The sequence below is a fragment of the Pseudomonas sp. FBCC-B545 genome, from assembly GCF_059134095.1.
Genome location: NZ_CP101441.1, coordinates 4,477,553 through 4,491,133 on the forward strand (window position 1 = coordinate 4,477,553; position 13,581 = coordinate 4,491,133).

At 61.5% G+C, this 13,581-nt stretch carries 10 protein-coding genes; 3 read left to right on the forward strand and 7 right to left on the reverse strand.

Annotated features, from left to right (window positions below; translation table 11 throughout):
- Position 1: 1 nt before the first annotated feature.
- The 7 genes from cmk to mtnA all read right to left on the reverse strand — a co-directional run bounded on the left by cmk (position 2) and on the right by mtnA (position 10,608).
- Complete coding sequence (gene cmk / locus NMB39_RS20710) at positions 2-691, reverse strand: (d)CMP kinase (RefSeq protein ID WP_012722932.1); 690 nt, start codon at positions 689-691, stop codon at positions 2-4.
- Positions 688-2,898 (reverse strand): bifunctional prephenate dehydrogenase/3-phosphoshikimate 1-carboxyvinyltransferase, encoded by a 2,211-nt coding sequence (locus tag NMB39_RS20715; protein ID WP_494340573.1) that lies wholly within the window; start codon positions 2,896-2,898, stop codon positions 688-690. The genes cmk and NMB39_RS20715 overlap by 4 nt, the downstream gene beginning before the upstream one ends.
- A gap of 28 nt (positions 2,899-2,926) precedes the next feature.
- Positions 2,927-4,039: a histidinol-phosphate transaminase gene (gene hisC, locus NMB39_RS20720; RefSeq protein WP_057022134.1), complete on the reverse strand. Its 1,113-nt coding sequence runs from the start codon at positions 4,037-4,039 to the stop codon at positions 2,927-2,929.
- 9 nt (positions 4,040-4,048) lie between these two features.
- Entirely contained in the window at positions 4,049-5,143 is a 1,095-nt protein-coding gene (gene pheA / locus NMB39_RS20725) for a prephenate dehydratase (protein ID WP_043047445.1), read from the reverse strand.
- On the reverse strand, positions 5,143-6,228 hold the full coding sequence (serC, locus tag NMB39_RS20730; RefSeq protein WP_043047446.1) for a 3-phosphoserine/phosphohydroxythreonine transaminase: 1,086 nt from the start codon (positions 6,226-6,228) through the stop codon (positions 5,143-5,145). Before serC ends, pheA begins: the two co-directional genes overlap by 1 nt.
- Positions 6,229-6,459: 231 nt before the next feature.
- Complete coding sequence (gene gyrA, locus NMB39_RS20735; protein WP_057022133.1) at positions 6,460-9,114, reverse strand: DNA gyrase subunit A; 2,655 nt, start codon at positions 9,112-9,114, stop codon at positions 6,460-6,462.
- A gap of 423 nt (positions 9,115-9,537) precedes the next feature.
- On the reverse strand, positions 9,538-10,608 hold the full coding sequence (gene mtnA / locus NMB39_RS20740; protein ID WP_464006246.1) for an S-methyl-5-thioribose-1-phosphate isomerase: 1,071 nt from the start codon (positions 10,606-10,608) through the stop codon (positions 9,538-9,540).
- A 109-nt stretch (positions 10,609-10,717) separates the two neighbouring features.
- Between mtnA and NMB39_RS20745 the strand changes: the two genes are divergently transcribed.
- From NMB39_RS20745 to mupP, 3 genes are all read left to right on the forward strand, one after another.
- Entirely contained in the window at positions 10,718-12,049 is a 1,332-nt protein-coding gene (locus NMB39_RS20745; RefSeq protein ID WP_494340130.1) for a TRZ/ATZ family hydrolase, read from the forward strand.
- A gap of 64 nt (positions 12,050-12,113) precedes the next feature.
- Entirely contained in the window at positions 12,114-12,812 is a 699-nt protein-coding gene (ubiG, locus tag NMB39_RS20750; protein WP_003172645.1) for a bifunctional 2-polyprenyl-6-hydroxyphenol methylase/3-demethylubiquinol 3-O-methyltransferase UbiG, read from the forward strand.
- Between the two features lie 4 nt (positions 12,813-12,816).
- Complete coding sequence (gene mupP / locus NMB39_RS20755; protein ID WP_124411801.1) at positions 12,817-13,488, forward strand: N-acetylmuramic acid 6-phosphate phosphatase MupP; 672 nt, start codon at positions 12,817-12,819, stop codon at positions 13,486-13,488.
- The last annotated feature ends 93 nt before the right edge of the window (positions 13,489-13,581 follow it).

Here is a 13,581-nt window from a genome sequence, read left to right on the forward strand (position 1 = left end):
GTCACCCGGCGATATCGCGAATGGCGATCTCGCTCATGATGCGTTCCAGCACCTGCTCGATGGACAACTCCGTGGAATCCAGCTGTATGGCATCAGCCGCCGGCTTAAGCGGGGCTACTGCGCGCTGGGTATCACGCTCATCGCGTGCACGGATCTCATCTAGCAGACTCGACAGACTAACACCATCGACTTTGCCCTTCAACTGCAAGTAGCGACGGCGCGCTCGCTCCTCGGCGCTGGCGGTCAGGAAAATCTTCAGCGGCGCCTCCGGAAACACCACTGTGCCCATGTCGCGGCCATCGGCCACCAGGCCCGGCGGCTCCTGAAAAGCGCGCTGGCGCTGCAGCAGGGCATCGCGCACGGCCGGCAATGCGGCAACCTGGGACGCCCAGGAACCGACTTGCTCGTTACGCAGGTCATCGGTCACATCATCGCCTTCGAGGATAATGCGCTGGGGATGACCTTCCGTCGCGCCGACGAACTGCACATCCAGATGCGCCGCCAGCAGCTTGAGGGATTCTTCGTTGGTCAGGTCGACGCCATGGTTGCGCGCCGCGAACGCCAGCAGGCGGTACAGCGCGCCGGAATCGAGCAAGCACCAGCCCAGGCGCTTGGCCAGGATGCCGGCGATGGTGCCTTTGCCCGAGCCGCTTGGCCCGTCGATGGTAATCACCGGTGCTTTGATATTCACAATTGAGCCTCTTGGGCAACACGGATGCCGACTTGGGCACACAGTGTAAGAAAATTCGGAAAAGATGTAGCAACGTTGGCGCAGTCACGGATACGAATCGGCGCCTCGGCCCGCAGGGAAGCCACGCTGAACGCCATGGCCACCCGGTGATCACCATGGGCCTGCACTTCACCCCCACCCATCGGGCCACCGTCAATGATAATCCCATCGGCCGTGGCTTCACACTTCACACCCAGGACCAACAGACCATCGGCCATGACCTGGATACGGTCGGACTCCTTGAGGCGCAGCTCCTCGGCACCGCGTAGTACGGTTCGACCTTCGGCGCAGGCAGCGGCGACAAACAGCACGGGAAACTCATCGATTGCCAACGGCACCAGCGCCGCTGGAATCTCGATACCTTTGAGCTTGGCAGCACGTACACGCAAGTCAGCAACCGGCTCGCCACCCACTTCACGCGGATTTTCCAAGGTGATATCTGCGCCCATCAGCCGCAGGATATCGATCACCCCGGTGCGGGTCGGGTTGACACCAACATGCTCCAACAGCAACTCGGAGCCCTCGGCAATCGACGCCGCCACCAGGAAAAACGCCGCAGACGAAATATCCCCAGGCACTTCAATATGAGTCGCGGCCAACTTTTGGCCCGGTTCCACCGACGCCGTTGAGCCCTCCACCGCCACCGAGCATCCAAAACCACGCAACATGCGCTCGGTATGGTCGCGGGTCGGCGCAGGCTCGGTGACCGCGGTTTTACCCCGTGCATACAGGCCAGCCAGCAACAGGCAGGACTTAACCTGCGCACTGGCCATCGGCAATGCGTAAGTCAGACCTTTGAGCGCTTGACCGCCACGTATGGTCAGTGGTGGGCGGCCTTCCGGCCCAGTCTCGATCACTGCACCCATTTCCCGCAGCGGCTTGGCCACGCGATCCATTGGGCGTTTGGACAGCGACGCATCGCCGGTCAACACGCTATCGAAGCTCTGCCCCGCCAGTAAACCGGCCAGCAGACGCATGGACGTACCGGAATTACCCAGGTAGATCGGCCCCGGCGCAGCCTTCAACCCATGCAGGCCAACGCCATGGATAGTCACGCGCCCATGGTGCGGCCCTTCAATCACCACGCCCATGTCGCGAAATGCCTGCAAAGTCGCCAGGGCGTCTTCGCCCTCAAGGAAACCTTCGACTTCTGTCACGCCCTCGGCCAACGAACCGAGCATGATCGACCGATGAGAGATCGACTTATCACCCGGCACCCGAATACGCCCGCTCAAGCGGCCTCCTGGGCTGGCGATGAAAGTCAGCTCATCGGCACTCACTGCGGTTTCCATATAAGCCCGGCGTGCCAGGATCTTGCTGAAATGTTCACGCGCCACCCGCGCACGGGTGAACACGCCCAACAGTTGATGGCCGTCACCCGCGTCGACCGCGTCACGCAGGGCGTCGAGGTCGCTGCGGAAGGTGTCCAGGGTACGCAACACCGCTTCGCGATTGGCGAGGAAGATGTCGTGCCACATCACCGGATCGCTGCCGGCAATCCGCGTAAAATCGCGGAAGCCACCGGCGGCATAGCGGAAAATCTCCAGGTTTTCATTGCGCTTGGCCAGGGAATCCACCAAGCCAAAAGCCAGCAAATGGGGCAAATGGCTGGTCGCCGCCAGCACTTCATCGTGGCGCTCGACCTGCATGTGCTCCACATCCGCCCCCAGCTCGCGCCAGAGACGATCCACGACGGCCAGCGCCGCCGGATCGGTTTGCGCAAGCGGCGTGAGGATCACCTTATGCCGACGGAACAACTGTGCATTGGAGGCTTCCACCCCGCTCTGCTCGGAGCCGGCAATCGGATGGCCCGGCACAAAGCGCGGCGGCATTTCGCCAAATGCCAGCTGCGCAGCACGCACCACATTACCTTTGGCGCTACCGACGTCCGTGAGGATTGCCTGCCCCAGATCCATGCCAGCCAACACCACCAGCAGCTTCTCCATGGCCAGGATCGGCACGGCGAGCTGGATCACATCCGCGCCCTGGCAGGCAATTGCCAGGTCCGCCTCACAGCGGTCCACTACGCCCAATTCCACCGCCAGCTTGCGCGACTGCGGGTCCAGGTCCACGCCCACCACTTCGCCGCATAATCCGCTTTCGCGCAGGCCCTTGGCGAAGGAGCCACCGATCAACCCCAGGCCGACCACCACCAGGCGACCGATCATAGGCACAGCAGGTTGCAATGCAGTGACATCAACCACGGGCCAGAACCTTGGCCAGCGCCTCAAGGAAGCGGCTGTTCTCAGCCGGCAAACCGATGGTGATACGCAGGTGGTTCGGCATGCCGTAGTTGGCCACCGGACGCACGATCACGCCTTCGCGCAACAGGCCCTGGAACACCGGGGCAGCCACCTGGCCGAGATCGACGCAGATGAAGTTGCCCTTGGACGGAATCCAACCCAGGCCCAACTCGCGAAAGCCTTGCTGCAACTGCAGCATGCCGCTTTCGTTGATGCGACGTCCTTCTTCCAGGTACTCGGCATCCTTTACCGCCGCACACGCAGCCGCCAGGGCTAGGCTGTTGACGTTGAACGGCTGGCGCACACGGTTCAGCACGTCGGCAACCACCGCCGTGGACAAGCCGTAGCCGACCCGCAGCGACGCCAGACCATAAGCCTTGGAGAACGTGCGCGATACCAGCAGGTTCGGGTAGGTCGCCAGGAAGTCGAGGCCGTCCGGCAGGTCGCTGCCTTCGGCGTACTCGATGTAGGCTTCGTCCAGCACCACCAGCACGTGCTCCGGCACATCCTGCAGGAATTCGTTCAATGCCTGCTCGTCGAACCAGGTGCCGGTCGGATTGTTCGGGTTGGCGATAAATACCACGCGGGTTTGCGCGTCGATGGCCGCCAACATCGCCGGCAGGTCGTGGCCCCAGTCCTTGGCAGGAATAACGCGGGCATCAGCCCCCACTGCCTGGGTCACAATCGGGTAGACCGCAAACGCGTGCTCGCTGAACACCGCATTCAAACCCGGCGCCAGGTAGGCACGGCCGACCAATTCAAGGATGTCATTGGAGCCATTGCCCAAGGTCACCTGATTCAGCTCGACCCGGCACTTGTCCGCCAGCAGGGATTTGAGCGCAAAGCCGTTGCCATCGGGGTAACGGGTCAGCTCGGCGAGCTCTTCCCGAATCGCCGCAAGCACTTTAGGGCTCGGGCCCAGCGGGTTTTCGTTGCTCGCCAGCTTGACGATTCTGGAGGGGTCCAGATTCAACTCACGGGCCAACTCGTCCACAGGCTTGCCTGGAACATAAGGCGAGAGTTGTTGCACGCCCGGCTGAGCCAGGGCGAGGAAGTTGCCACTCATGTCAAAGCCTCACAAAACCGCTTTCGGGTACGAGCCCAGCACCTTGAGTGCTACAGCTTCCTGACTGATTTTCTCCAGCACGCCCTTGACCAGTGGGTCGCGGTGATGGCCGATGAAGTCGATAAAGAACACATAAGTCCATTTACCGCTGCGCGAAGGACGCGTTTCGATGCGCGTCAGGTCAATCCCGTTATCGTGGAATGGCACCAACAGCTCATGCAGCGCGCCGGGCTTGTTGCTCATGGAGACGATGATGGAGGTTTTGTCGTCGCCGGTCGGCGGCACTTCCTGGCTGCCGATCATCAAGAAGCGCGTGGAGTTGTCCGGGCGGTCCTCGATCTTCTCGGCCAGGCGCGTCAGGCCGTACAGGCCCGCAGCCATATCGCCGGCAATCGCCGCCGAATTCCACTCACCCTTGACCCGCTTGGCCGCTTCGGCGTTGCTGGACACCGCCACACGCTCCACATTCGGGTAATGCGCATCCAGCCACTTGCGGCACTGGGCCAGGGACTGGGCGTGGGAGTAGATGCGGCTGATGCTGTCGGTCTTGGTGTTCTCACCCACCAGCAGGTGATGGTGGATACGCAGCTCGACTTCGCCGCAGATCACCATATCGTGCTCGAGGAAGCTGTCCAGGGTGTGGTTGACCGCGCCTTCGGTGGAGTTTTCCACCGGCACCACGCCAAAATTCACCGCCCCGGCCGCCACTTCGCGGAACACTTCGTCGATGGCCGCCATCGGCTTGCTGATCACCGCGTGGCCGAAGTGCTTCATGGCTGCGGCCTGGGTGAAGGTGCCTTCCGGGCCGAGGTAAGCCACTTTCAGCGGCTGCTCCAGCGCCAGGCACGATGACATGATTTCGCGGAACAACCGCGCCATCTCTTCGTTGCCCAACGGGCCCCTGTTGCGCTCCATCACGCGCTTGAGCACCTGGGCTTCACGCTCAGGCCGGTAGAACACCGGCACTTCACCTTCCGCCAGGGACGCCATTTTCACCCGTGCCACTTCCTGGGCGCAGCGCGCACGCTCACTGATCAGCTCGAGGACTTTCTCGTCCAGGCTATCAATGCGTACACGCAGGGCCTTGAGTTCTTGCTCAGACATTAGCCGTGTTCCTTTTCGAACTCTGCCATGTAGGCCACCAACGCGTTGATCGCGTGGATGTCGACAGCGTTGTAGATGGAGGCGCGCATACCGCCGACCGAACGGTGGCCCTTGAGGTTCAGTAGGCCGCGCGCGTCGGCACCGGCCAGGAACGGCTTGTCCAGGCGATCATCGGCCAGGCGGAACGGCACGTTCATCCACGAGCGGTCAGTGAGGTTGATCGGGTTGCTGTACAGGCCGCTGGCGTCGATGAAGTCGTACAGGGTGCGCTTCTTCTCTTCGTTGCGCTTGCCCATGGCAGCCACACCGCCCTGCTCTTTCAGCCATTCGAACACCAGGCCCGACAGGTACCAGGCGAACGCTGGTGGGGTGTTGTACATCGAGCCGTTATCGGCCGCGACCTTGTAATTGAGCATGGTCGGGCACAGCGAGCGCGCGCGACCGAGCAGGTCTTCACGGATGATATTGACCAGGATGCCACTCGGGCCGATGTTCTTCTGTGCGCCGGCATAGATCATGCCGTATTTGGATACGTCGATCGGGCGAGAAAGGATGTCCGAAGACATGTCGCACACCAGCGGCACGTCACCCACTTCCGGCACCCAGTCGAATTCCAGGCCGCCAATGGTTTCGTTCGCTACGTAGTGGACGTAGGCCGCATCCTTGGACAGCTTCCACTCGTTCTGACCTGGAATGGCGAAGTAGTCGTAGGGCTTGGCGGTGCCTGCCACATTGACGTGACCGTAGCGCGAAGCCTCTTCAATGGCCTTCTGCCCCCAGATACCGGTGTCGATATAGTCGGCAGTGCCGTCTTCCGGCAGCAGGTTCAGCGGCAACTGGGCGAACTGCTGGCTCGCACCGCCTTGCAGGAACAGCACTTTGTAGTCGGATGGGATGTCCAGCAAGTCGCGCAAGTCCTGCTCGGCCTTGGTGGCGATGGACACGAACTCATCGCTGCGATGGCTCATTTCCATCACGGAGAGGCCTTTTCCATGCCAGTCGAGGAGTTCACCCTGCGCACGCTGCAGGACTGCTTCAGGAAGCGCCGCGGGACCGGCACAGAAGTTATAGGCTCTCTTGCTCACATCCAATCTCACTCTGATCTGGTGGTAGTCACGCAAACATATCAGGCGACACCCGATCCAATGTGGGAGCAGGCTTGCTCGCGAAAGCGGTGGGTCAGTCAGCTGATGCGCCGCTGACACTCCGCAATCGGGAGCAAGCCCCCTCCCACAGTTGGATTTTCATCGCTGTCGATATTTCCATCCGGACAAACAACAAGGGGGCGAATCTTCATCCGCCCCCTGTGTGTCCGCTTATTCCTGCGGTTCTTCTTCGTCTGCGGCAGCATCGAGGGTTGGCTCGTCGACGTTGTCATCGCCGGCTGCGATTACCTCGCCGTCGAATTCCTCGCCTTCCAGCTCTTCACCTTCAACTTCCGAAGGCTCCTGCACACGCTCAAGACCGACCAGTTTTTCATCTTTGGCCAGCTTGATCAGCGTCACGCCCTGGGTGTTACGGCCCAGGCTCGAGACTTCAGCCACGCGGGTACGCACCAGGGTGCCCTGGTCGGAAATCAGCATGATCTCTTCGCCATCGAGCACCTGCACCGCGCCGACCAGACGGCCGTTGCGGTCGTTGCTGACCATGGCGATCACACCTTGGCCGCCACGCTTGTACTCCGGGAACTCGCTGATGGCGGTGCGCTTGCCATAACCACGCTCGGAAGCGGTGAGGATCTGGCTGCCTTCTTCCGGGATCAGCATCGAAATCAGCTTCTGCCCTTCTGGCAGGCGCATACCACGCACACCGCGGGCGGTACGACCCATGGCACGCACGTCGGACTCCTTGAAGCGGGTGACCTTGCCGCCGTCGGAGAACAGCATGACTTCGCGCTCGCCATCGGTAATGGCGGCGGAAATCAGTACGTCGCCTTCGTCCAGCTCCAGGGCGATCAGGCCCACGCTGCGTTGACGGCTGAAGGATTCCAGCGGGGTCTTCTTCACGGTGCCCTTGGCGGTCGCCATGAAGATGAAGTGACCTTCGGTGTACTCCTCGACCGGCAGCATGGTGGTGATGTATTCATCACTGTCCAGCGGCAGCAGGTTGACCAGTGGGCGACCACGGGCGGCGCGGGAGGCTTCCGGGATCTCGTAGGTTTTCAGCCAGTACACCTTGCCCTTGCTGGAGAACAGCAGCAGCGTAGTGTGGCTGTTGGCGACCAGCAGGTGAGCGATGTAGTCCTCATCCTTGACGCCGGTAGCCGATTTGCCTTTACCGCCACGGCGCTGGGCCTGGTACGCAGCCAGCGGCTGAGTCTTGGCATAGCCGCCGTGGGAGATGGTCACCACACGCTCTTCTTCCGGGATCATGTCACCCAGGGTCAGGTCGAGGCGTGCATCGAGGATTTCGGTGCGGCGCACGTCGCCGTATTCGGCGCGGATCACTTCCAGTTCTTCGCGGATTACTTCCATCAGGCGCACGGCGCTGCTGAGGATGCGGATCAGCTCGCCGATCTGGTTGAGAATCTCCTGGTACTCGGCCAGCAGCTTCTCGTGCTCAAGGCCCGTGAGACGGTGCAGACGCAGTTCCAGGATGGCCTGGGCCTGTTCCGGCGACAGGAAGTACTTGCCTTCGCGCAGGCCGTACTGTGGGTCCAGGGTCTCTGGACGGCACGAGTCGGCGCCGGCACGTTCAACCATGGCCACCACGGCGCTGGATTCCCAAGGCGTGCTGATCAGCGCTTCCTTGGCTTCCGACGGGGTTGGCGAGGCCTTGATCAAGGCGATGACCGGATCGATGTTCGACAGCGCAACGGCCTGGCCTTCCAGGATGTGCCCGCGTTCGCGAGCCTTGCGCAGTTCGAACACGGTACGACGGGTCACCACTTCGCGGCGGTGACGTACGAAGGCTTCCAGCAGGTCCTTGAGGTTCAGGATGCGTGGGCGGCCGTCGATCAGTGCAACCACGTTGATACCAAACACGCTTTGCAGCTGGGTCTGGGCGTAGAGGTTGTTGAGGATCACCTCAGGCACTTCGCCACGACGCAGCTCGATCACTACGCGCATGCCGTCCTTGTCGGACTCGTCGCGCAGCTCGGTGATGCCTTCGAGCTTCTTCTCTTTAACCAGCTCGGCGATCTTCTCGATCAGGCGCGCCTTGTTCAGCTGGTACGGGAGTTCGGTGATGACGATCTGTTGGCGGCCACCGACCTTGTCGATGTCTTCGATCATCGAGCGGGCACGCATGTAAATGCGCCCGCGACCGGTGCGGTAGGCTTCGATGATGCCGGCGCGACCGTTGATGATCGCGGCGGTCGGGAAGTCCGGGCCCGGGATGTATTGCATCAGCTCATCGACGGTCAGCTCCGGATTGTCGATAAGGGCCAGGCAACCGTCGATGACTTCACCGAGGTTGTGCGGCGGGATGTTGGTGGCCATGCCCACAGCAATACCGCTGGAACCGTTGACCAGCAGGTTGGGGATGCGGGTGGGCATGACGGCCGGGATCATTTCGGTGCCGTCGTAGTTCGGCACCCAGTCCACGGTTTCTTTATGCAGGTCGGCCAGCAGCTCGTGCGCCAGCTTGGTCATGCGCACTTCGGTGTATCGCATGGCCGCGGCGTTGTCGCCGTCCACCGAACCGAAGTTGCCCTGGCCGTCTACCAGCAGGTAGCGCAGGGAAAACGGCTGGGCCATCCGAACGATGGTGTCGTACACCGCAGTGTCGCCGTGAGGGTGATACTTACCGATCACGTCACCGACAACACGGGCAGATTTCTTGTACGGCTTGTTCCAGTCGTTACCCAGCTCGCTCATCGCGAACAGCACACGCCGGTGCACGGGCTTCAAGCCATCGCGCGCATCAGGCAGTGCCCGACCGACAATTACGCTCATCGCGTAGTCGAGGTAGGACTGTTTCAGCTCGTCTTCGATATTGACCGGGAGGATTTCTTTGGCCAGTTCGCCCATGAGAAGCCTGATTCCTTTTTCGGGTGAAACTTCGTCGCATCCATATGGGACGAACGAAGCTCGCCGCTGCCGGCACAGTGCCTGACAACGACTTACGACAAATCAACGAGTTATGACACGGATCTGCACGTTATGGGCAACCCCTCGAGGTGGCCCTGGAAACCGCCGGATGTTATCACAATCGCCGCCACGCACCTATCCCCCTGATGCGCATGGAGACTAGTAATTTGACGGATGACAGGCTTGAGGGCGACGAGAGGGGCTCAGAGATGGGGTGGTGCTTTTTTTTGAGGCTGGATCGGAGGCTTTGTTGACTTTAAGGGCCAATCGGGGGCAAGCCCCCTTCCACATTTTGACTGTGTTCACAATCCAAGTGTGGAAGGGGGATTGCCCCCGATAGCTATTTCACAGGCACCACAGCCCTCAATGCAGCCGCTTACGGCACATCAACCTGGCCAATTTGGCAGTATCCGGCCGCTCGACCACGCCCTTCTCAGTCACGATCACGTCAATCAGGTCAGCCGGGGTGACATCAAACACCGGATTAATGGCATCTACCTTCAAGCGTTGCCCCATCACCTCCAGCAACTCGCCGGGATCACGCGCCTCCAGCGCAACGTCATCGCCAGTAGCCATCATCAGGTCGAGGGTCGAGCTCGGAGCCACCACCATGAAGCGCACGCCGTGGTGCATGGCGCAGACGGCCAGCTGATAAGTGCCAATCTTGCTGACCACATCGCCATTGGCGGCAATGCAGTCGGCGCCGACAATTACCCAGGTCACGCCCTTGGTCTTGAGGATATGCGCCCCCGCCGAGTCGGCATTCACCGTCACCGGGATGCCGTCGCCCGCCAGTTCCCAGGCAGTCAGCCGCGAGCCTTGCAGCCAGGGCCGGGTCTCGTTGACATAGACTTGCTCGACCAACCCTTCAAGGAACGCTGCGCGAATGACCCCGAGGGCCGTGCCGACGCCGCCCGTGGCCAAAGCGCCGGTATTGCCATGAGTCAGGATCGCCTGGGCGTTGCCCTGGTGCTTGCGAATCCGCTCCACGCCTAGCTGGGCCATAACGAAATTGGCCTCCCGGTCGCTTTCATGGATCGCAATGGCTTCGGCTTCCAGCACCGCCAGCGGATCGGCGTGCTTCTTGAGGCGGTCCAGGCGGTCGCGCATGCGTTGCAAGGCCCAGAACAGGTTCGACGCAGTAGGTCGGGTATCGGCTAACAATGCGTAGTCTTCTTCCCAGGCAGCCTGCCAGTCACCGCCTTGAGCGATGCGCTCACGGGCAGCCAGCACCAAACCATACGCGGCGCAGATGCCAATGGCCGGCGCGCCCCGTACCAGCATCGAGCGGATGGCATCGGCCACTGCCTCTACGGTACGGCAGGCTACCCAGCTTTCCTGGGACGGCAAAACACGTTGATCGAGCAGATACAGCGCGCCATCACGCCAATCGATGGCCTTCACGTTCTCTGCAGCCAACAGTCGGTCGCGCATCCCTTACCCCGCACTCATGAACAAAAGCCGCGGATTATAGCGATCCGCCAGCCAGGACGCTCGGGTATACTTCGCCCTTCTTTTATAGCTGCCTGGGAAGAAGCCTGCGATGACCACCTCTGCCGCCCCGCTCGACTTGCTGCTGCTGCCGACCTGGCTGGTACCCGTCGAACCTGCTGGCGTGGTGCTCAAGGAGCATGGCCTGGGCATCCGCGATGGGTGCATTGCCTTTATCGGCCCGCGGGCGGCGGCGTTGAAGCTTGCGGCCAAGGAAGTGCGCGAGCTGCCCGGCATGCTGCTCAGCCCCGGCTTGATCAACGCCCACGGCCATGCAGCAATGAGCCTGTTCCGTGGCCTGGCCGACGACCTGCCGCTGATGACCTGGCTGGAAAAACACATCTGGCCCGCTGAAGCCAAGTGGGTCGATGAAGCCTTCGTGCGCGACGGTACCAACCTGGCCATCGCCGAGCAGCTCAAGGGCGGCATCACCTGCTTTTGCGACATGTACTTCTACCCCAAGGTCGCCAGCGACTGCGTGCACAACAGCGGCATGCGTGCACAGATCGCGATGCCGATCCTCGATTTCCCGATTCCCGGCGCCAGCAGCGCCGACGAGGCGCTTCGCCAGGCTATCGAGCTGTTCGGCGACCTCAAGCATCACCCGCGCATCAAGATCGCCTTTGGCCCTCACGCGCCCTACACCGTGAGCGATGCCAATTTGGAGAAAATCCGCGTGGTCGCCGAGGAGCTGGACGCCACGATCCATATGCATGTGCATGAAACCGCCTTCGAAGTGCAGCAAGCCGTGGAGCAGACCGGCGAGCGGCCATTGGCGCGCCTGGGTCGCCTCGGTTTGCTGGGGCCGCGCTTCCAGGCCGTTCATATGACCCAAATCAGCGAGGATGACCTGGCTTTACTGGTAGAAAGCAACACCAGTGTTATCCATTGCCCGGAATCGAACCTGAAACTGGCCAGCGGCTTTTGCCCGGTGGAGCGCTTGTGGCAGGCAGGGGTCAATGTGGCCATCGGCACCGACGGCGCCGCCAGCAACAATGACCTGGACCTGCTGGGCGAAACCCGCACCGCCGCGATGTTGGCCAAGGCCGTCGCCGGTTCGGCCACCGCCCTGGATGCGCACCGCGCCCTGCGTATGGCGACCCTCAACGGTGCGCGGGCCATGGGCCTGGAAAGCCAGATTGGCTCGCTGGAGTTGGGCAAGGCAGCAGACATGGTCGCCTTTGATTTGTCGGGGCTGGCGCAACAACCGATCTACGATCCGGTCTCACAGCTTATATATGCCACCGGGCGCGATTGCGTGAAACACCTTTGGGTCGCCGGCAAGCCATTGCTCGTCGATCGGCAACTGACCCGCATGGATGAACAACAGTTGACCGCCACGGCCATTGCCTGGGGCCAACGCATCAGCGGGCACAGCGAATAACGAAGGTACTGAGCCCATGCGCTCAGCACCGACCCACCGATTTATCAGATTTAGAGGATTGACCATGAGCAACGTCGACCACGCCGAAATCGCCAAATTCGAAGCCCTGGCCCACCGCTGGTGGGACCGCGAGAGCGAGTTCAAGCCCCTGCACGACATCAACCCGTTGCGGGTCAACTGGATTGACGAACGCGTCAACCTGGCCGGCAAAAAAGTGCTGGACGTCGGTTGCGGCGGCGGCATCCTCAGCGAAGCCATGGCCCAGCGCGGCGCCACGGTGATGGGCATCGACATGGGCGAAGCGCCCCTGGCCGTGGCCCAGTTGCACCAGCTGGAATCCGGGGTGAGCGTGGAATACCGCCAGATCACCGCCGAAGCTTTGGCCGAGGAAATGCCCGAGCAGTTCGACGTGGTCACCTGCCTGGAGATGCTGGAGCACGTACCCGATCCGTCCTCGGTGATTCGTGCGTGTTTCCGCATGGTCAAGCCCGGCGGCCAGGTGTTTTTCTCCACCATCAACCGCAACCCCAAGGCTTACCTGTTCGCGATCATCGGCGCCGAATACATCATGAAGCTGCTGCCCCGCGGCACCCATGACTTCAAGAAATTCATCCGTCCCTCCGAACTGGGCGCGTGGAGCCGCCAGGCTGGCCTGACCGTCAAGGACATCATCGGCCTGACCTACAACCCGCTGACCAAGCACTACAAACTGGCCAGCGACGTTGACGTCAACTACATGATCCAGACCCTGCGCGAGGAGTAAGCCTGTGAAGTTGCGAGCGGTTCTCTTTGACATGGACGGTACCCTGCTGGATACCGCGCCGGACTTTATCGCCATCTGCCAGGCCATGCGCGCCGACCGGGGCCTGGAACCGATAAACCCGCAGCATATCCGCGATGAGATTTCTGGCGGTGCGCGGGCAATGGTCGCGGTGACTTTCTCGATGGACCCGGAATCACCCGGCTTTGAAGCACTGCGCCTGGAATTCCTCGAGCGCTACCTCAAGGACTGTGCAGTTCACAGCAAACTGTTCGACGGCATGGCTGAGCTGCTGGAAGACATCGAGAAAGCCAAGCTGATCTGGGGCGTGGTCACCAACAAGCCCGTGCGCTTTGCCGAACCGATCATGCAGCGACTGGGTCTGGCCGAGCGCTCGGCTGTGCTGATCTGCCCAGACCACGTGAAAAACAGCAAGCCGGACCCCGAGCCGATGATCCTTGCGTGCGAAAGGCTCGGCCTGGACCCGGCCAGTGTGTTGTTCGTAGGTGATGACCTGCGCGATATCGAGTCTGGTCGCGGCGCCGGTACCCGCACGGCGGCGGTGACCTACGGCTATATCCACCCGGATGACAACCCACGTCACTGGGGTGCGGATGTGGTGGTGGACCACCCGCTGGAGCTGCGTAAAGTGCTGGATAACGCGCTGTGCAGTTGCTGATGGCTTGCCGATCTTACTGATCCATGTAGATCCAATGTGGGAGGGGGCTTGCTCCCGATTGCAGTGTGTCATTCAACACATTTATTGCTGAAC

Coding starts and splice junctions, on each gene's coding strand:
- NMB39_RS20715 (WP_494340573.1), bottom strand. CDS start 2,898: ATGATCGGTCGCCTGGTGGTGGTCGGCCTGGGGTTGATCGGTGGCTCC.
- hisC (WP_057022134.1), bottom strand. CDS start 4,039: ATGAGTGGCAACTTCCTCGCCCTGGCTCAGCCGGGCGTGCAACAACTC.
- pheA (WP_043047445.1), bottom strand. CDS start 5,143: ATGTCTGAGCAAGAACTCAAGGCCCTGCGTGTACGCATTGATAGCCTG.
- gyrA (WP_057022133.1), bottom strand. CDS start 9,114: ATGGGCGAACTGGCCAAAGAAATCCTCCCGGTCAATATCGAAGACGAG.
- mtnA (WP_464006246.1), bottom strand. CDS start 10,608: ATGCGCGACCGACTGTTGGCTGCAGAGAACGTGAAGGCCATCGATTGG.
- NMB39_RS20745 (WP_494340130.1), top strand. CDS start 10,718: ATGACCACCTCTGCCGCCCCGCTCGACTTGCTGCTGCTGCCGACCTGG.
- ubiG (WP_003172645.1), top strand. CDS start 12,114: ATGAGCAACGTCGACCACGCCGAAATCGCCAAATTCGAAGCCCTGGCC.